We start from the raw sequence: 17,595 nt of genomic DNA, 5'->3' as shown, positions 1-17,595 counted from the left end.
CAACCGATAGCGGCTAATTTGCATTAGCTCTTCTATATTTTTTTGGAACATTTGATGTAGCTGGAGCCAATGATAGAGATGTTGACCCACATAAAAACTGCTGTGTCTGCGTTGACCTTTATATCTTTTTTCAGGTCTTGTGACATATTTTTGGATTCCCATGTCCTTAATTTTTTTACCTTGTAGTGTGGCACTTGTATAGGCGATAGCTATAACAATTATCAGCTTTGATAGGTATTTCGGTGCTAATTGAGAACCTTCTAAGCTATAGCCTCCCGACTTAAAATCTCGAAACATCTCCTCAATATCAAATCTTTTTTGATCGGCAATTATTGCCGTCTCTAAATCTCCAAAATTTGTCAGAATATACCAAGGTTCTTTTGTTTGAAAACCCCCATAGTTTTTTTCCACTTACCCGCTAAGTTAAACTCGACAAATCCCTGCTCTTTTGTAATATTGACATCCTTCAAAAATAGTTGAGTTTCTGGACTTAAACTTAACTCTCTCATTTCCTAACTCTCTCATTGCTTGATAAATTCCTTCTTTTGTCTTCACATTTGTACTTTGTTTTTGTCTTAAACAAAAGTATAAACTCTGCTTCTGAAACCACTTTCCAAGACTAACCGAGCAAAATTTTCTATCTCCTAATACCACTATTTTATGACCTGATAGCACCGTCAATATTTTCCCCAATACTCGATGCTGTTCTTCGAGATTACTACTTCCTTTTTTATCTAATATCTCCCAATAGATTGGGATGGCTCTCTTGTCATAAATTAGACTCACCATCAAGATATTAATTGCTCCCCAACTCGTCCGGTCTATGGCAATATATACTAATCCTTTTATTGTGAATCTCTGCTGCTGTTTTAACATCTCTTTTAGGCAGAGAAACCAGATTTTTTCAATATTCAGAATTTCCAGCTTTAAAAATCTTTTTAGTTTTTTTCTCCGACTCTCAAACAGGATTGGTATTGGTAGTGCTTCTGCTAATATCTCTAACTTAGCTTGCTTTAGTATTTGCCAGGTTCCAACTATCATTAACAACAGTAGATATCCGGCTCGTCCCAGTTCATTTTCTAACACTTTCTGGTATAGTTCACTTATCATTTTCGTTATCTAGGTCATACATAGTAAATATGACTTATCTTTTTTGGGAGTCTGTGTCTGTATTCCATGCTAAATAAGCTTTTCAGCTTGCTTGTTCCCCTGTCAGAAATTTAGCTCTGCCCTTTTTTCTCTTTCCTTGGCATCTATTTCTTCCATTTCTGCATTTTGGACTAATTCTTTGGCTCTTTTTATCGTCATGGGAACTCTACTTATCCATTTTAGATGTTGAATTAGTTAAAGATTCTCTTGACTATATAAGGCACTGTCACAGACCATAATACTGTCAAATTTTATTTGTTTTTTAAATTCTACTAAGATTTTGCCAAAGACAGCTTACCCTTCTTCATTTCCATCTCCAACTCTCACAAATAATGGTACGTCTCCATCCTGGGTTGTTATTAAGTCTAAGACGCATTCTTTCAAATCTGGTCGATGGTCACGAGAATATCCTTTGGTAATAATTATTGGTCTTTCTTTGATAATCTCTTCTTCTTTTTTCTCTTTTTTTTCTTCACTTTTATATTCTCCATCTAGATGAAATGATGTGGCATCTAGATGAGAATATTTTGTCTCTATTTTAAATTTGTTGATTAGCATTTCCCGCTTCTTGCACCGTCAAAACATCATGCCCCAAATTTCTCAACAATTCCACAACCGGCAAAGGAAACTGCTCATCTGCGTAAAAACGTGCCATCCCCTAAACTGCCTCATTCTGCTCAATGAGCAAATCAATCTCATCTTCATGAGCTGCCGCATATACCCAAGCATTAGCTAAATCCGTAGCCTTAATAGTCGGATAACTTGTTAATAAATCAGCATCACTATAACCAAGACGACGAGCTTCTACTAACACCCAAACTGGAATTCTTGTATTGGCAATGCAAGCTTGTCCGCCGCAAACTTTAGGCGTTTTCTCAATTCCCTGCCAATCACCACCCAGACTTTGAGCGAGTAACTGGATTACCTGCACTTTTTCGCTAGGTTTGAGGGCAAGAAGTTGCTCTTCTAACTCTTTGATAATCACAGGCTTAAATCCTCATAAAGTTTTGGCCAATTATCCTTAATCATTTTACCAGAAAATTTGGGTTGAAAACCTCCCACTTTTAGTAGAGTGTAAGGTGCGTGTTTGCGGCTATCAATTCGGTCAAAAAACTAAAATTAACAATCCGCTTTAACGCACCACCTTTATCATTCGGTTTGCCTGTGTCTCCCCAGGACTTTAACCCTCCCTTATTTTGCTCTTTTGCCCTTTGTCTCCCGCCTAGCGGCGGGTCGATTTTTTTGAGAAAATTGAGGTAGTGTTAAATCGATCGCCACAATCTCTACATTGACGTTTTGGTTTACCATTATCTGTAGAATCATTTTTGCTGAAGTTTGCGAATCTTTTGTCAGAAGACAAGATTCTAAATCTTTTAAAATGCCTCTTAGCTGACAGCTTAGTCGAATAAATCTACATTTCATAGCCAAATTTATTGGCATCTACTTCTTGTAAATTAATATCGATTAAACCGTATTCTGACCAGCGTTGAGAAACCTTGACCGCCATGGCCGGATCCGACTCCAAAGGTTCCCCCCACTCGTGGTCAGTTTCAGGATACATTTTTGTCGTGGCATCAATTCCCATTCTCCCCCCCAAACCGACCTTTTCGCTGGCAAAATCGAGGCTATCAAAGGGGGTTTCCGGGAGAATAAACACATCGCGAACCGGATCCACTTTAGAACTAATTGCCCAAACCACTTGCCTGGGGTCGCGAATATTAATCTCCTTATCGACGACGATGACAAATTTAGTATAGGTGAACTGGGGTAAGGCACTCCAAAAAGCTAAGGCCGCTCGCCGCGCTTGTCCGGGATAGGCCTTATCAATGGAGATAATCGCCGCTTTATAGCTTAAAGCTTCCATCGGTAGGAAAAAATCCCTGATTTCCGACACCTGTTGCCGTAAAATCGGTGTATAAATACGATTAAGAGCGATAGCCATCATCGCTTCTTCCTTGGGAGGACGACCGCTAAAAGTGGTTAAATAAATGGGGTCGCGACGATGGGTCATGCAGTGGAAATGAATCAGGGGTGAATCTTCCACACCGCCATAGTAACCCATGTGATCACCAAAGGGTCCATCTGGCAATACCTCTCCGGGGGTAATTGTTCCTTCGAGGACGATTTCTGCGTCGGCCGGCACTTCCAAATCGAGGGTTTTACACTTGGCTAACTGTACCCCAGAACCACCGTACAATCCCGCAAACAGCCATTCTGACAGATCTACGGGGATAGGAGTGGCGGCGGCCATGATAATCAGAGGATCGACCCCTAAAGCGATGGCTATTTCTAATTTTTTGCCCATTTGTGCCGCTTTTCGCAGGTGACGCGCCCCACCGCGCACGGATAACCAGTGGACGGTCATGGTATTGTGAGACTGTAGCTGTAAGCGATAGACACCGACGTTAGGGGTTCCCGTTTCGCAATCTTTAGTAATTACTAGCCCTAGGGTGATAATCTGACCTGCATCGCCCGAATAGGGACGAATCATCGGAATTTTCTTTAAATCTACTTCATCCCCCTCTAAAATCACCTGTTGACAGGCAGGGAAAAAGTTACGGTTGGGTTTGGCTTTCAGGACATCAAACAACACTTTACCAAAGTCGATCGCTTGGGAGAGTTTTTTCGGCGGTTTCGGTTGTTGCAAGAGGGCGAGTTTTTTGCCTAAATCTTCCAATTCTTCGGGTTTATTCAGGTTCATCGCCCAACAGATGCGTTCTACCGTTCCCATCAGGTTAATAGCGACGGGAAACTCGGCCTCTTGCACGTTTTCAAACAGTAGGGCCGGTCCCCCCACCTGCAGCATCCGATTAGCGATCTCGGCAATTTCTAAATCGGCAGAGACCGATGCACTAATGCGGCGTAATTGGCCACGATCTTCTAAAAGCTTAATAAATCCTCGTAAGTCTCTAGCCATGATGAAGAAATGTAAATAAATCCCTGTCTCTATTATCTCTTAGGGCGGCAGTTTCGGTGGGGGATAGTCACCTTTTTGAGAGTTGGAGGGGATTCTCGTCTAGAATTAAGTAAAAAAATCCCCATCTTGCCAGGGTCATTCCTAACCCTAAATTTATGCTTATCCAGCCAGGAGGTCAACATGATTAAGGATATTGAAATTAGTAATTTTAGATGTTTTGAGCATACCAAAATTGAAGGTTTTGAGCGAGTTAATTTAATTGGTGGTAAGAACAATTCAGGGAAAACTGCCCTGTTAGAGGCAATATTTTTGTATAGTTATCCCTATCCAAATACTATTCATCCCTACATCAGAGGAATCATTCGTAGGCAATCTTTAGCAGTTGTTCGGGCTGTTCCTAAAAATGCCTGGGATGATTTATTATTCAATCTTGATAGAAAAAATATTATTGATTTAAAAGGCTCCCAATCTAACCAAGGAGATAAATTGGTAAAAATATCGATTTCTAGTTCTCTTAAAGATAGTGTTCTAGGCATCTCTGAAGACTGGCAAAAATTATACGATTTTATCGCTAAAGATAAATCAGTTATTTCTATCTTAAATATTCACACAAGTTTTGACCATGATCATGACTCAAATGATGAGCAAATGAACTATTTTTTAATTGCCAGTTCTAAGGAGATACTAGCTTTACCTAATGGGGGTGATGAGGAACCAGTAATCATTGCCGCATCTGTCAATAAATCTTTGGAAGAATTGAGCGAGGCCTATACTAAAATAGTTTTTAATGAACAGGAAGAAGAAGTGCTAAAAGCTCTACAAATTCTCGATCCGTCCATTGAAAAAATAGAAAGTTTTTTTCTGGGTGAACCAAATTTATATCTGAAAAGAAAAGAGAGAAAACGCCTACCCATATCTCTGTTTGGTGAAGCTATTAATCGTCTGATAGAGATGATTTTTGCTCTACTCATCAATCCTAAAAAAATTATTTTTATCGATGAAATAGAAAATGGTCTTCACTATACTTCTTACCCAGATATTTGGAAAACTTTATTCCGATTAGCTATCGAACTAGATAGCCAAATTTTTGCCACAACCCACAGTTTAGAGATGATCCAAGCTTTTGCCGATGTGGGGTTAGAATATTATCCAGAACAGGGGGCTTATTTTGAACTAGCAAGGAGTCCCAGAACTGATAAAATTATCGGTATTAAAAGTGAATTAGATATCTTAGATTATGCTCTCAAGCATAATGATCGAATCAGAGGTGAGTAGAATCGTGGCTAATGTAATAATTGTTGAAAGTCAAGATGATGCGGCTTTTTTACGAGCTATTATTGAGCATATTAATGAATCGAATCATTTAAGGATAACTATTGTTGAATTTTATATTCTAGACGGAATAGAACGAGAAAATTATCGTAGCCTTGAACAACGACTGAAACGACTTAATAACACCCTGCTCAAAGATGATATTCAAAAGATAGGTATTGTTTTAGATTTAGATGAACAAACCAGAGAAGAAAGACTTGCTCTGGTTAGTCAATGTATTCAAAGAGTTTTTAGAGAAGCAGCCAGGATAGATGATACCCAAAAGCTATTTCAATTAAATGCTTCTACGAATACTCAAATAGGTTGTCATTTTCTTCATGTTAATGAACAGGGAGAACTAGAGACAGTGTTGAGAGAAATTAAAACCCAAGATTCTCCCCATGCTGATTGTGTAGAAGCTTGGCGATCCTGTCTTGCACAAAAAAATATTGATATAAATCGTAAAAAAATTGATAAATTGTGGATTCAAAACTATATCAGGGAAGATACACCATCACAGAATGAAAAAAGAGAGGCTAAGAAATATTGTAATTTATCCCATGCTTTAACCAAAAAAGACATTTGGAACTTTGAGCATGAAGTATTAAATGAACTCAAAGAATTTTTACAACTATTTGCTGTCTAATCAAAAATCCCCCTAGAAATCTAGAGGGATCGAGGGATATATGGAGGGCAATTTAGAAGTAAATTGTACCACCCCAACGCTCGTCTAGACGGGGAGCAACCAACATATAAGCGGCGACGTTATACACATCATCTTCGGTCAGATTGCGTAATTCTGGGAAGATATCCGGACGGCTAACATTGGGATGAAATTCGCTTAGATCATCTTCACCATCGTAACTGGTGGGATGTTCTAGATAATCAATCAATGCTAACAGATTATCTCTGGGAGGTTCCGCTTTTGCCAGATCACCCAGACCCAAACTGACGTTATTATTAGTTTTGGTTTTACCTTGCAGGTGACACTTAGTACAATTGGCGACAAAAAGTTTCTGTCCTTCCGTCGCTTGTTCAGAAGTCAAAGTCACCGATTCCCCTGCGTCATTGAGGGTGATGGTGAGGGTTTTTTCATTGAGTTCTAAGGCACTAGCGCCGTTAAGATTGAATTGTAATACAAAAAAGACTACAGCGATCGCTGCCACAATCAAACGTTTGATCATTGTTCTCCTACTCGCAATTGTTCCAAGAAAGGGGATTTTAAGGTGACTAAAAAATTTTCTCCTCTGGGAGGGTGTCGATCGATTCTAAGTGATCACGGACACCGAGAAGATCGCAGTGGGGAATAAAGTCAAGGGGACGTTTCCGTTTTCGAGGCGGTTACTCCTGAGCGTTGGGATAAAATCAGTGAGATAATTGCTTTAGCATCTTCTAGGGCGAGATTAGTCTGCCGATCTTTATAGGAGATGCCTAATTGGTCGCAAAGTGACAACACAGATTCATCGGCCAGATCGTACTCTGCCGCAATATCAGCGATCGATAGATCAGCAAAACCCATAGTCTAACACACCCACCAAGGATAGAGAATACTTATTAGTCACCATAATTATCATGCCATTGCCGGGGACATTCTTAACAGTGATCAGTGATCAGGAGTCAGTAGCCGGTCGTCAGGAGTCAGGAGATTATTTTTATTTGTTCTCCCATCACCCCATCACCCCATCACCCCATCACCCCACTCCCCCATCACCCCATCACCCTACACCCCACACCCCACACCCTACACCCCACACCCTGCTCCCCACTCCCCAAAATTCCCTAATTTTCCCGACTTTTGGACTATTTACTCCCTAAGATAGAGACTCGTGTAAACAAATTTAATTAAAATCGCAAAAAACCTGAAAAAATACTAAAATGTGATTAAGAATGTTATTTTTAGCGTTGTAAGGCTAAATCTTTCTCGATAACATTGTAATCATACCTCCACACTCTTTTGTACAAAGGACTGCACCTTTGTTAACTTATGGATATACAACTGATCAACATCGGCTTCGGTAATATTGTTTCCGCTAATCGGGTTATCGCCATCGTTAGCCCAGAATCGGCTCCTATCAAACGCATCATCAGTGATGCTCGGGATAAAGGCTGTTTAATCGATGCTACATACGGAAGACGGACTCGTGCGGTGATCATCACCGATTCTAGTCATGTAGTGCTGTCGGCCATTCAACCAGAAACCGTGGCTCACCGTTTCGTGGTCAACAAGGAAGCCCCTGTTAATAGTAGCAACTAAGTTATTAACCCCATGCAACCCGGTCAATTAATCGTCATTACTGGCCCTAGCGGTGTGGGCAAGGGTACGCTAGTACGGCATTTACTAACTCGTTTCCCTAACCTCTACCTGTCCGTATCCGCCACTACGCGCCCACCTCGACCGGGTGAAATTGAGGGGGAAGATTACTACTTTCTCGACCGTCCCAGTTTCGAGGAGAAAATGGCAGCCGGAGAATTTCTCGAATCGGCTGAATACGCGGGCAACTACTATGGAACACCCCAATCAGCGATCGCCGCTCAATTAGCGGCAGGCCAGACCGTCATTCTAGAAATCGAATTAGAGGGAGCCAGACAGGTCTGTAAAAGCTTCCCCGAAGCGAGGAGAATCTTTATCCTACCCCCCAGTTTCGAGGAATTAGAACGTCGTTTGCGCGACCGGGGCAAAGATGCCGAAACAGCGATCGCCCGTCGCCTGGAGCGCGCCCGAGAAGAATTGGCCGCCAGCGAGGAATTCCCCCATCAAATCGTCAATGATGACCTAGAAACCGCCCTAGATGCCATCGAGAAGATTATTTTTAGCCGTTAGCCGTTAGGTGTTAGGGTGTTGGGGTTTTAGTTGAAATTCCCCACTTCCCCACTTCCCCACTTCCCATTCTCTAAGTTACCTAAAATATCGGATGAATACCCCCGCTACATTTTTCGATAAGATACTCACAAAAATTAGCGGGGGATGAAATCCGACCAGAATATTAGCAACGGAGCATCGGTTTAATTCCACCATCTGTGGACAAACTGTGTTATAATCTACTTAACCAATGGTCGAGAATTGTTATATGCTAGTCGTAGAAGCAAAGCTAAAAAACGGGACACTAGAGCAATATCACCGGCTTGATGAAGCTATCAAAACTTCTCAGTTTGTGCGTAATTCTTGTGTTCGTTATTGGATGGATCATAAGGGTACAACCCGCAATAATCTCCAAAAACTTTGCTCGGTACTAGCTAACAATAAAGAGACTCCTTGGGTTAATAAATTAAACTCACAAGCACGTCAATCTGCTGCTGATAGAGCCTGGCAATCAATTAGTAAGTTTTATCAGAATTGTCATGCTAATATACCAGAGAAAAAGGGTTTTCCTCGGTTCAAAAAGCATAGTCGTTCTGTTGAATACAAACTAACAGGCTACAAACTATCTGATGATCGACGTAAAATCAGATTTACTGATGGCTTTAAAGCAGGAGAATTTGATTTATGGTGTAGTCAAAAGACCTTAGTTTATTATTCAGAGCAACAGATTAGACGGGTAAGAGTTGTTAGACGTGCTGACGGTTATTATTGCCAGTTTCTGATTGACGTAGAACGGCAAGAATACCATAAACCGACGGGACAAATAACAGGAATTGACTTAGGGTTAAAGGAGTTTTATACCGATGCTCAAGGCAATACTGTAGAGAATCCACGTTATTTAAGAAAGTCAGAAAAACGACTTCAAAAAGCACAACGACGATTATCTAAGAAATTCCGTAAAGGAAAGAAACAGTCTAAAAACTATCACAAGCAACGGGTAAAAGTAGCTAGGCTTCATCTTAAAGTATCAAGACAACGTAAAGACAAAGCAATTAAAGAGGCTTTGGCGTTAGTCCAGTCTAATGATTTGGTAGTCTATGAAGCTTTAAAGGTAAGAAACTTAGTCAAAAACCGTAAGCTCGCCAAGTCGATTTCCGATGCTTCTTGGTATCAATTCACTCAATGGCTGAATTATTTTGCCAAGATTTATCAGATTGTTTGTGTTGCTGTACCACCGCATTTTACTTCTCAAGATTGTTCAGTTTGTGGGACGAGAGTTCAAAAAACCTTAAGCACTAGAACTCATCAATGTCCTAATTGTCAAACAGTCATAGATAGGGATCATAATGCAGCAATAAATATTCTTAAAAAAGGGTTGAAATATTTGGGAAATCATCTCAACGGTACTGTTGGGCAAACAGAAACCGACCCAAACGCCTTGGGAGAGTCCGACCTCTGGATTTTGAATGGAGACATTGAGAATCTAAGCTGTCTCGTTGAACAAGGAATTTCCGATAGTGATATGGGAAGAATCCCCCGTCACAGCGTAGCTTGACGGTGGGAGTATGTCAAAATCAAAAAACTAACCGCAGCAGCAAGACAAGAAAGCGCAATGATTCCTACCGTTATTGAAACCACAGGCCGGGGCGAACGCGCCTTCGATATCTACTCCCGACTACTCCGGGAAAGAATCGTCTTTTTGGGACAAGAAGTGACCAGCGACCTGGCTAACCTAATCGTCGCCCAATTACTCTTTCTAGAAGCAGAAGACCCCGAAAAAGATATTTACTTGTATATCAACTCCCCCGGTGGTTCCGTTTCGGCCGGATTAGGGATTTTTGACACCATGAATCAAATCCGTCCCGATGTCAGCACCATTTGTATTGGTTTAGCCGCCAGTATGGGGGCTTTTCTCCTCAGTGCCGGCAAACCGGGCAAAAGAATGAGCCTACCCAACTCGCGGATCATGATTCACCAACCCCTCGGCGGCGCCCAAGGTCAGGCCACCGATATCGAAATTCAGGCCAAAGAAATTCTCTATCTCAAACAATTACTCAATCAACACCTAGCTAGTCATACCGGTAAACCTCTCGACCTCATCGCCGAGGATACGGAAAGGGATTTCTTTATGTCCGCCGAAGAGGCTCTAGACTATGGTTTAATCGATCAAGTCATCGATCGCAGTCCTTCCGCTTCCAACCCTCCCCAGTAAATAATTATGATCGGGTAGGCCCTGTCTGCCCAGATTTTGTTGACACTCCCATCGCACTCATGGGATAGAGCTTAAATCTCCCCTTGCGCTCGGTGAGCGTAGTCGAACCGAGCGCAACTCGAGGTGCCAGTTTCCAATATGCCCTATCATAAGTACCTAAGCAAAATTAATTACACATATCTAACCACCTCTTGCCTTTTGCCTTTTGCCTTTCTTCACTAGGAAATTTATTTTGCACGACTACTTAGCTTTTTTGAGTATATTTAACAAGGACGATAAATATAAATATAAATATAAGTGTTTGGAGAATCAAAATGTGGCGAAATGTGTCGAAGTGCTGTTCTATACTGGTCAGCTTTTCATGAGGGGAACCCTGGGGCGAATTACTTCGCTCCTTTAAAAGCCCCGTCTCATCGGTAAAACATACATAGCCTCCCGGCTGACATTCAAGGTAAAAAATAATAAACTAAAAAAAGAAAACATTCACAAGTATGTTTCCTCTGCTTTAATACTATTGTGATAATTGCGACTTGATCCGTCGATAGAATTCAGCCGTTAGTCGTCAGGAGTCGGTCGTCAGGAAGTGGTAAAATGGGGGAATGGGGAATTCAACTAAAACCCCAAAACCCAACACCTTCTAACTGATAACTGATAACTGATAACTGACTCCCCATCTCCTCACTTATGCAGAATTTAGACGAAAATAGCCTCGATTGCGCCCCTAGTAAACCAGATTTAGCCGAACAAAGACAGGAATTTCGGGGACTTAGCAATAAAGTTTATTTTAATTTCGGTGGTCAGGGAACCTTGCCCAAGGCCGGATTAGAAGCGATTATCGATACCTATAATTTTCTCCAACAAAAGGGGCCTTTTTCAGGACAGGTAAACGATTGGATTACCAAAAAAACGGAACTTCTCAGGCAAGAAATGGCGCAAGAATTGGGAATCAGCCCCAGAACTCTCTCTATCACCGAGGATGTTACTGTAGGCTGTAATATCGCCCTCTGGGGGGTTGATTGGCAAGCGGGGGAACATATTTTACTAACCGATTGTGAACACCCCGGAATTATCGCCACAGTTCGGGAAATTGCCCGTCGTTATCATCTGGAAATCTCCACTTGTCCTATTCGGGAAACTTTAAACGGCGGCAACCCGATAGAAGTCATTTCCGCTCATTTACGTCCAAAAACTAGGGTTTTGGTGGTCAGTCACGTTCTCTGGAATACTGGACAGGTTTTACCCCTCAAGGAAATCTCGCAGCTTTGTCATGATAATTCTGTCACCGAAAAACCCGTTTTAGTGGTGGTGGATGCTGCCCAATCCGTGGGTTGTTTGCCCTTAGATTTAAGCACTACTGCCGCCGATTGTTATGCTTTTACAGGTCATAAATGGTGGTGTGGACCGGCCGGTGTGGGAGGATTGTATATTCGTCCCGAAATTTTCCCTAGTTTACAGCCCACTTTTATCGGTTGGCGCGGTATTGAAACAGATAAGCAAGGACAGCCTATCGGTTGGAAACCCGATGCTAGACGCTTTGAAGTGGCCACTTCTGCCTATCCTCAATTTGAGGGTTTAAGGGCAACTATTGCGGTACATAACGCCTGGGGTGATGGGGGACAAAGATACGAAAAAATCTGTCAATTAGCGGCTTATCTTTGGGAAGAATTAAAGACGATTAAAGGGGTGAAATGTTTAAAAAATTCTCCGCCAGAATCCGGTTTAGTTTCCTTTCAAATTGACTCGGCCATCACCCCACAAAATTTAGTGCAACAGCTAGAAAAACAAGGGTTTTTACTGCGAACTCTCCTCGACCCCCTCTGTGTGCGTGCCTGTGTTCATTATTTCACTTTGCCATCAGAAATCGAGCAGTTAGTAGCAGCTATCAAAAAGTTAGTCTAAACTGCGTCGGGGATATTTTTATCCCTCGGCCATTAAGCGCAATAATTCGTCAGTGGATAACTTGCCGCTGGCGTCAGTCCCCTCCAATAAACTATCGGCGAGATCGCGTTTATGGTGGTGCAGATCGACAATTTTTTCCTCGATCGTATCCTTGGCCACTAAGCGATAAATCGTCACCGGACGTTTTTGGCCGATGCGGTGAGCGCGATCGGAGGCCTGATCCTCCACTGCGGGATTCCACCAGGGATCAAGATGGATAACATAATCGGCTGCGGTGAGATTTAATCCTGTCCCCCCGGCTTTTAAACTAATTAAAAATACGTCCCCTTCCCCCGCTTGAAAAGCTTTCACCTGTTTCTGCCGATCGCCGGCTGGGGTACTACCATCTAGGTATTGATATTTTATCTGCCTTTGATCGAGATAACTGCGGATAATTGCTAAATGATCGACAAATTGACTAAAAACCAACGCTTTATGCTGATTATCCAATAACTCATCTAGAATTTCCCCGAAACGGGACAATTTCGAGCCGGGTAAATCCAAATCCGGAGCCACTAACTGCGGGTGACAGCAGGCCCGGCGTAATTTCATGATCTCTGCCAGTACCTGGAGATGTTTTGCTCCGGCGGTACTGTCACTCTCGCTTAATTTCTCCAAAGCACGCCGCCGTAAGGCCTCGTAAAACGCCTTCTCCTCGACGCTTAACTCGATCGGGACTAAAATCTCGGTACGCGGCGGTAATTCCGCTAGAACTTGGTTTTTGGTGCGCCGGAGAAGGAAAGGCCGCACCAGTTTTTTTAACTGTTCGCGAGCGGTTTTATCGCCGTATTTTTCGATCGGGGTGGCGAAACGGCGATCAAAACTTTCCAAGGATCCCAACAATCCGGGGTTAATAAAACGGAAAAGATTCCATAATTCCCCTAAATGATTCTCTATCGGTGTTCCCGTGGTGATTAGTTTAAAATCCCCCCGCAGATTCATCGCTGCTTTCGATCGCTTGGTGGAGAAATTCTTAATCGCTTGGGCCTCATCGAGAACGATTGTCCGCCATTCTACCCCAGCCAACATGGTAGCAACTTCTTCCTGCTGTAATAACCCATAGCTACAGACCAACAGATCAAAAGGTTGCAGTCGATCGAGTAGCGCTTGCCGATCGCCTGTTCCCAGTTGGATGATATTTAAGGTGGGTGCGAACCTTTCCGCCTCACTAATCCAGTTCAAACATACTGAAGTAGGAGCGATCGCTAAAGTCGGTCCCTCGGAGGCGCGGGTTAGGATCACTGCCAGAGCTTGTAAAGTTTTCCCTAATCCCATATCATCGGCCAAACAGGCCCCGGCCCCCCACCGGGCCAGTCTAGCTAACCAGCGAAAGCCTTCCAATTGATAGTCGCGCAATTCTGCCTGTAGAGTTGAGGGGACTTCTGGGGTAAAATCCTGACTCTCCTGAAAGCGTTGCAAATTATCGCGCCAACGTTTATCGGCCTTGAGTTGTCCCACTTCCTCGGTGAGTTCCGAGAGCATCGGGGCAGCGAAGGGATGAAACCGCAAACCGTCGCCGGACTTTTCCGAGAAAGCACGCATTTCCTGTAACCGTTCCCGAAATGCCTCGGTTAATGCAAGAAATTGACCATCTCCGAGGGGAATAAACCGCCCCGGCGATCCCTCTAGCAATTTCATCAACTCCTGCATACTCAGCACCGATTTCTCCTCTAGGTGCAGTTCCCCACTTACCGCAAACCAATCCCGTTGACTGTGGATATTTAGGTGTAGGTCTTGTAATCGAAGCTGACGCGACACCCGCCATTTTTCCCCTTCTGGCCATTCCACAAGGACGCTATCGTTTAATTCCCGCAATTCTAGCAGTAGATCTAGACAATCCTCTGGATTTTCTAGCCGCCATTCCCCATTTTCCTCCTCAAAACTGATCAGGATCGGACAAGAATCGATCGCTGTTTGGGCCAGTTTTTTCTCTAGAGCTAGATCTCTGGTGGTTTGCAGCCGTTCCCCCTCAATCTCGGCGATTACTGTTTCTCCCCCTTTTCCAGGCCGGAAATAGGGACCGGCTGCCCCAAAAGGACGGCTGAGAACCGCCACTTTTAAACCCTCTCCGGCCGGTAAGAGATGAATCCGGGGTTGACTATCGGCTGCCACTGACCGGGCTGCTTTTCCTCCCCCGATATCGGAATGTACTGTCACTATCCCGGAGAGGGAATTGATCGCGGCCAGGACTTTTTCCCGGCCCTTGTCGGGGACTTCTAGGCGGTTGCTTTTGCCGATAATGTCGGCGATGCTTCGGTGTTCCGGCTTGACTTCGATTACCTTAACGCGAGTGGGGGTTTCTTTCCAAATCAGCACTTCTTGGCGATCGCTGAGATCGGGCAGTAAAGAGAGGATTAATTTACCCGATTTTTGCTTACTTACTCGCAATTCCGGTTCCCCGGCGACGATTTCTACCCGCGTTCCGGGGGAATCTTCCCAAAACACCAGGGGATGACCGATCAGTTCGATAATGGCTCGGCGCTCAAAGTGATAATCGTTCTGGCCATAGTAACTGGATTCCACGAAGATATGGGCGCAAATTTTCAGGTCTTGCGGGGTTAAATAGTCAATTTCCCCAGTTTTTCGCAGACGTTTAAGGGAGACGGGACGGCCGCGACTCCAATTGCCCCGCGCGTCGAGTTTCTGTTCTTTTGGTTGCAGGAAATAATCCTCGGAATGGATAGTGAGAAACCAAGCAAGGCGGACGACGGGGTTGGATTTACCCGGGGTTGGTGTTGGCGCGCAGAGATTAGTCAAGGCATTCAGGCACAGTTGCCAAGCTTCTTGGGGTTCGATCGCATCCACCAGGGGGGAAGGGAGATGCCATTTTATAACCACTTCCGCTTCCGGCGCTCGATCGAGTCGGGACAGTAGGGCCCCGGTTTCTAGGGCTAACCAATGGTAGCCGGCCGCCTTGGCATCTTTGTAGAGGGGCAGCAATAGGCGGGGCAGATGTTTTTTAGCGATGCTGCTACTCATCCAGTAGAGACAGATACTATAGATAAGAGTCTCTAGACCCTGGCCCATTTGGTAGGGATTGATCGTCGCGTCGATGATTGCGTCTTTGGCCTGCATATCTCCCTGACGGGCAGCGATGATTTTTTCCAGACGGGCATAGATAGGACTGAAAGGATGATCGTTTTGACGCGCCACCCAACTGGTATAGCTGGCGGCTTCGGCGAGACGTTCGGGGGTTCCTTCTTTGAGGAGGGCAAAAATAAAGGAGAAGCCGCTAATCGAAGAAAAATAGATTTTTTGTTTTCCTTTGGCTTTTTTTAGGGCTTTAAGGGCGAGGGTATATTCTTGGATCGCTTTGCTATTTTCCCCCCCTAGAAAGGCAATCCAACCCCGTATCGCCCCGATTGCTGCTGCTTGGCTTTCCGGGAAGGGGCGATCGAGATACCGACGCACTTTATCGCTTTGTCCTCGGATGATTGCCTGTTCGAGCCACAAATGGGCTTCGGAAACACTGGTCTGGTCTTGACAGAGTTCTTCTAGGAGGGAAAAAGCTCCATCGGCGCGAGTTATTTTTTCAAAAGCCTTGACAAGAATGCTATTTAGTGCTAGGGCTTGAAATTTGGTCGGTTGCGTCCGTAACCAATCCCCATCGAAGGGGTTATCGTAGATGAGAACCAGAAGGTCTTCTAGGCTGGTTTTTGAGGAAGAATAGCTGGTTTTCTGATAATCGGCGATTTGTTGTTCGATCGAGTCGAAATCCTGACTATAGATGGCCAGACGGATTTCTCGGATTAATTGCTCTTTTCCCTGAAAAACTAGGCTTTCATCCCAACGAGTTCGGGGTTGCGGCAGTTTTGCCTTGATAATCTCGGCAAAACGCTTGAATTCTCCCTTACTAACGCTATCACGGCTGGCAATCTCGACGAGGAGGGGATGACAGCGCGGCCCGTAGCCTTTGTCCTGGGTGATTACTTCCGCTTCTAGGAGGATATCTAAATGGGATTTCAGGGTTTGGCCGTTAAATCGCCGGTTGTTCTCGTCGCGGTAATGGGTTTCATTTAAACAGTCTAGAAAAGTGCTGCGGGCGATCGGCTCATAGATTAGGGAAAAAAAACGGACGATCACCTGATCGAGTGCCGATAATTGTTGGTAGCGTTCGATGATTTGGCGGCGGATTTGCTCGATATCTTTCATATTCGGTTATATTCGCTGATAATCCTAATCTTTTTGCGGGGATATGCCTGCAATTTATGGACGGGTTTCCAAAAAAGGTTCGATATCGATCGGGAACCAGTCCCCGTCTAATACCTGTTGGAGAGTGAATATAGACTCTAGGGGAATCGCATTTTTATCGACTATCCGCGCGTTAATCAGGGATTTTCTGGCATCAGAGTAGGCTGTCTCGAAAGTGTCCCGCAGATGATTGGCGAGAGTCGGACTATCTACCTTTCTTTCCAATTGAACCCTAAAATTGGCGATTTCTTCGAGCCAATGACGGGCATTCCGTTCTTTTTCCGATTCCCAATAGGATAGTTTCAGGAGATGGATTAATAATTGAGTTAACAAACTCTCTACAGCCCGTCTGTCGCTTTTTCCCATACACTCCACCTCTTCGATCAGGTTTTCCCAGTCCACCCGGTCAAACTCTTTTCGCTTTAACAGTTCGGCGGTTTTTTCCGTCCAGAGAACAAAATCTTCCTCGTAGAGAGCGGTCATAATAGATTTATCTTCCCGACCGGGAGCGCGGGGTAATGGCTCGATTATAACGCTCGATCGCTATCCTGGATCAGCTTCTAGTGCGGGGAATTTTTGTCAAGTCAGAGATTTATTCGTTAGCACAAGTTGTTCTTTTTGTCAAGAAAACTTTTTCTTTTTAACAAAAGTACACAAACATTTTGAGCAACCTTATTGACGATGTTATTTTGGGACTAGAGGGGAAAGATAACCTCACTGCTAGAATTTAATTTTCAGACAAATAACCTCAGAGCAGAAATTATGACCTTTACACCAGCTATTGATCCAGATATTGAATACCCCGACAGTGACGGTAAACCCATGGCTGATAACACCGAACAATACGGATGGATCGTGAAAATCAAAGAAAATCTTGAGATTCTCTTTGCTAATTCTCCTAACGTTTTTATTGCGGGAGATCTGCTCTGGTATCCCGTCCAAGATAAGAAAATTACTGGACCGGTTGCTCCCGATGTTATGGTAGTATTTGGTCGTCCGAAAGGAAGACGGGGTTCCTATAAACAATGGCAAGAAGATAACATTGCTCCTCAAGTGGTCTTTGAAATTCTCTCCCCT

At 43.8% G+C, this 17,595-nt stretch carries 16 protein-coding genes and 2 pseudogenes; 8 read left to right on the top strand and 10 right to left on the bottom strand.

Annotated features, from left to right (window positions below):
• The 6 genes and pseudogenes from IM507_RS08355 to IM507_RS08330 form a co-directional block, all read right to left on the bottom strand.
• On the bottom strand, positions 1-411 hold a 411-nt coding region (locus IM507_RS08355), incomplete at its 3' end, for a transposase family protein (protein ID WP_465246293.1).
• 12 nt (positions 412-423) lie between these two features.
• On the bottom strand, positions 424-1,086 hold the full coding sequence (locus tag IM507_RS08350; protein WP_242028722.1) for a hypothetical protein: 663 nt from the start codon (positions 1,084-1,086) through the stop codon (positions 424-426).
• Between the two features lie 132 nt (positions 1,087-1,218).
• Positions 1,219-1,704 (bottom strand): annotated as a pseudogene (locus tag IM507_RS08345) (IS1634 family transposase); the annotation flags it as partial.
• Positions 1,688-1,804 carry a DUF5615 family PIN-like protein gene (locus IM507_RS08340; RefSeq protein ID WP_002737600.1) on the bottom strand — a complete coding sequence of 39 codons (117 nt, stop codon included), beginning with the start codon at positions 1,802-1,804 and terminating at the stop codon, positions 1,688-1,690. The pseudogene IM507_RS08345 and the gene IM507_RS08340, both read right to left, overlap by 17 nt.
• A gap of 3 nt (positions 1,805-1,807) precedes the next feature.
• Positions 1,808-2,134 (bottom strand): DUF433 domain-containing protein, encoded by a 327-nt coding sequence (locus tag IM507_RS08335; RefSeq protein WP_002774079.1) that lies wholly within the window; start codon positions 2,132-2,134, stop codon positions 1,808-1,810.
• 426 nt (positions 2,135-2,560) lie between these two features.
• A complete protein-coding gene (locus IM507_RS08330; RefSeq protein WP_287636874.1) occupies positions 2,561-4,066 on the bottom strand; it encodes a UbiD family decarboxylase in 1,506 nt (501 codons plus the stop codon).
• Positions 4,067-4,246: 180 nt separating this feature from the next.
• Between IM507_RS08330 and IM507_RS08325 the strand changes: the two genes are divergently transcribed.
• Together IM507_RS08325 and IM507_RS08320 are read left to right on the top strand one after the other, a co-directional pair.
• Positions 4,247-5,341, top strand: coding sequence for an AAA family ATPase (locus IM507_RS08325; protein ID WP_287636873.1), 1,095 nt, complete (start codon positions 4,247-4,249; stop codon positions 5,339-5,341).
• Positions 5,319-6,023 (top strand): DUF3226 domain-containing protein, encoded by a 705-nt coding sequence (locus IM507_RS08320; protein WP_069473964.1) that lies wholly within the window; start codon positions 5,319-5,321, stop codon positions 6,021-6,023. The genes IM507_RS08325 and IM507_RS08320 overlap by 23 nt, the downstream gene beginning before the upstream one ends.
• Before the next feature lie 52 nt (positions 6,024-6,075).
• On the opposite strand, the gene psbV is transcribed toward IM507_RS08320, so the two are convergent.
• Together psbV and IM507_RS08310 are read right to left on the bottom strand one after the other, a co-directional pair.
• Complete coding sequence (gene psbV, locus IM507_RS08315) at positions 6,076-6,561, bottom strand: photosystem II cytochrome c-550 (RefSeq protein ID WP_002785283.1); 486 nt, start codon at positions 6,559-6,561, stop codon at positions 6,076-6,078.
• 128 nt (positions 6,562-6,689) lie between these two features.
• Positions 6,690-6,896, bottom strand: a complete 207-nt coding sequence (locus IM507_RS08310; protein WP_002735525.1) for a hypothetical protein — start codon at positions 6,894-6,896, stop codon at positions 6,690-6,692.
• A gap of 465 nt (positions 6,897-7,361) precedes the next feature.
• On the opposite strand from IM507_RS08310, the gene remA reads away from it, so the two are divergent.
• From remA to IM507_RS08285, 5 genes are all read left to right on the top strand, one after another.
• The gene (remA, locus tag IM507_RS08305; RefSeq protein ID WP_002737924.1) at positions 7,362-7,631 is read left to right on the top strand and encodes an extracellular matrix/biofilm regulator RemA; all 270 of its coding nucleotides are present in this window, start codon (positions 7,362-7,364) and stop codon (positions 7,629-7,631) included.
• A gap of 12 nt (positions 7,632-7,643) precedes the next feature.
• Positions 7,644-8,198 (top strand): guanylate kinase, encoded by a 555-nt coding sequence (gmk, locus tag IM507_RS08300; RefSeq protein ID WP_002736224.1) that lies wholly within the window; start codon positions 7,644-7,646, stop codon positions 8,196-8,198.
• 247 nt (positions 8,199-8,445) lie between these two features.
• Entirely contained in the window at positions 8,446-9,732 is a 1,287-nt protein-coding gene (locus IM507_RS08295; RefSeq protein ID WP_069473965.1) for an RNA-guided endonuclease InsQ/TnpB family protein, read from the top strand.
• Between the two features lie 18 nt (positions 9,733-9,750).
• Positions 9,751-10,389 (top strand): ATP-dependent Clp endopeptidase proteolytic subunit ClpP, encoded by a 639-nt coding sequence (gene clpP, locus IM507_RS08290; protein WP_223210071.1) that lies wholly within the window; start codon positions 9,751-9,753, stop codon positions 10,387-10,389.
• Positions 10,390-11,073: 684 nt separating this feature from the next.
• Positions 11,074-12,288, top strand: a complete 1,215-nt coding sequence (locus IM507_RS08285) for an aminotransferase class V-fold PLP-dependent enzyme (protein ID WP_287636872.1) — start codon at positions 11,074-11,076, stop codon at positions 12,286-12,288.
• An 18-nt stretch (positions 12,289-12,306) separates the two neighbouring features.
• Here IM507_RS08285 and IM507_RS08280 read toward each other — a convergent pair whose 3' ends face one another.
• Together IM507_RS08280 and IM507_RS08275 are read right to left on the bottom strand one after the other, a co-directional pair.
• Positions 12,307-16,479: a DEAD/DEAH box helicase gene (locus IM507_RS08280; RefSeq protein WP_287636871.1), complete on the bottom strand. Its 4,173-nt coding sequence runs from the start codon at positions 16,477-16,479 to the stop codon at positions 12,307-12,309.
• A gap of 54 nt (positions 16,480-16,533) precedes the next feature.
• Positions 16,534-17,004, bottom strand: a complete 471-nt coding sequence (locus tag IM507_RS08275; protein ID WP_052276433.1) for a DUF29 domain-containing protein — start codon at positions 17,002-17,004, stop codon at positions 16,534-16,536.
• Positions 17,005-17,280: 276 nt separating this feature from the next.
• Between IM507_RS08275 and IM507_RS08270 the strand changes: the two are divergent.
• Positions 17,281-17,595, top strand: a pseudogene (locus IM507_RS08270) (Uma2 family endonuclease); the annotation flags it as partial.

Source organism: Microcystis sp. M20BS1, from assembly GCF_020245305.1.
GTDB lineage: Bacteria > Cyanobacteriota > Cyanobacteriia > Cyanobacteriales > Microcystaceae > Microcystis > Microcystis ichthyoblabe_A.
The sequence above is the reverse complement of the archived record's forward strand: the minus strand, read 5'-3'. Positions and strand labels throughout refer to the sequence as shown.

What these genes read in the sequence shown, in the direction of transcription:
- IM507_RS08340 (WP_002737600.1), bottom strand. Translation starts at nt 1,804, where the DNA reads ATGGCACGTTTTTACGCAGATGAGCAGTTTCCTTTGCCGGTTGTGGAA.
- IM507_RS08330 (WP_287636874.1), bottom strand. Translation starts at nt 4,066, where the DNA reads ATGGCTAGAGACTTACGAGGATTTATTAAGCTTTTAGAAGATCGTGGC.
- IM507_RS08325 (WP_287636873.1), top strand. Translation starts at nt 4,247, where the DNA reads ATGATTAAGGATATTGAAATTAGTAATTTTAGATGTTTTGAGCATACC.
- IM507_RS08320 (WP_069473964.1), top strand. Translation starts at nt 5,319, where the DNA reads ATGATCGAATCAGAGGTGAGTAGAATCGTGGCTAATGTAATAATTGTT.
- psbV (WP_002785283.1), bottom strand. Translation starts at nt 6,561, where the DNA reads ATGATCAAACGTTTGATTGTGGCAGCGATCGCTGTAGTCTTTTTTGTA.
- IM507_RS08310 (WP_002735525.1), bottom strand. Translation starts at nt 6,896, where the DNA reads ATGGGTTTTGCTGATCTATCGATCGCTGATATTGCGGCAGAGTACGAT.
- remA (WP_002737924.1), top strand. Translation starts at nt 7,362, where the DNA reads ATGGATATACAACTGATCAACATCGGCTTCGGTAATATTGTTTCCGCT.
- gmk (WP_002736224.1), top strand. Translation starts at nt 7,644, where the DNA reads ATGCAACCCGGTCAATTAATCGTCATTACTGGCCCTAGCGGTGTGGGC.
- IM507_RS08295 (WP_069473965.1), top strand. Translation starts at nt 8,446, where the DNA reads ATGCTAGTCGTAGAAGCAAAGCTAAAAAACGGGACACTAGAGCAATAT.
- IM507_RS08285 (WP_287636872.1), top strand. Translation starts at nt 11,074, where the DNA reads ATGCAGAATTTAGACGAAAATAGCCTCGATTGCGCCCCTAGTAAACCA.
- IM507_RS08280 (WP_287636871.1), bottom strand. Translation starts at nt 16,479, where the DNA reads ATGAAAGATATCGAGCAAATCCGCCGCCAAATCATCGAACGCTACCAA.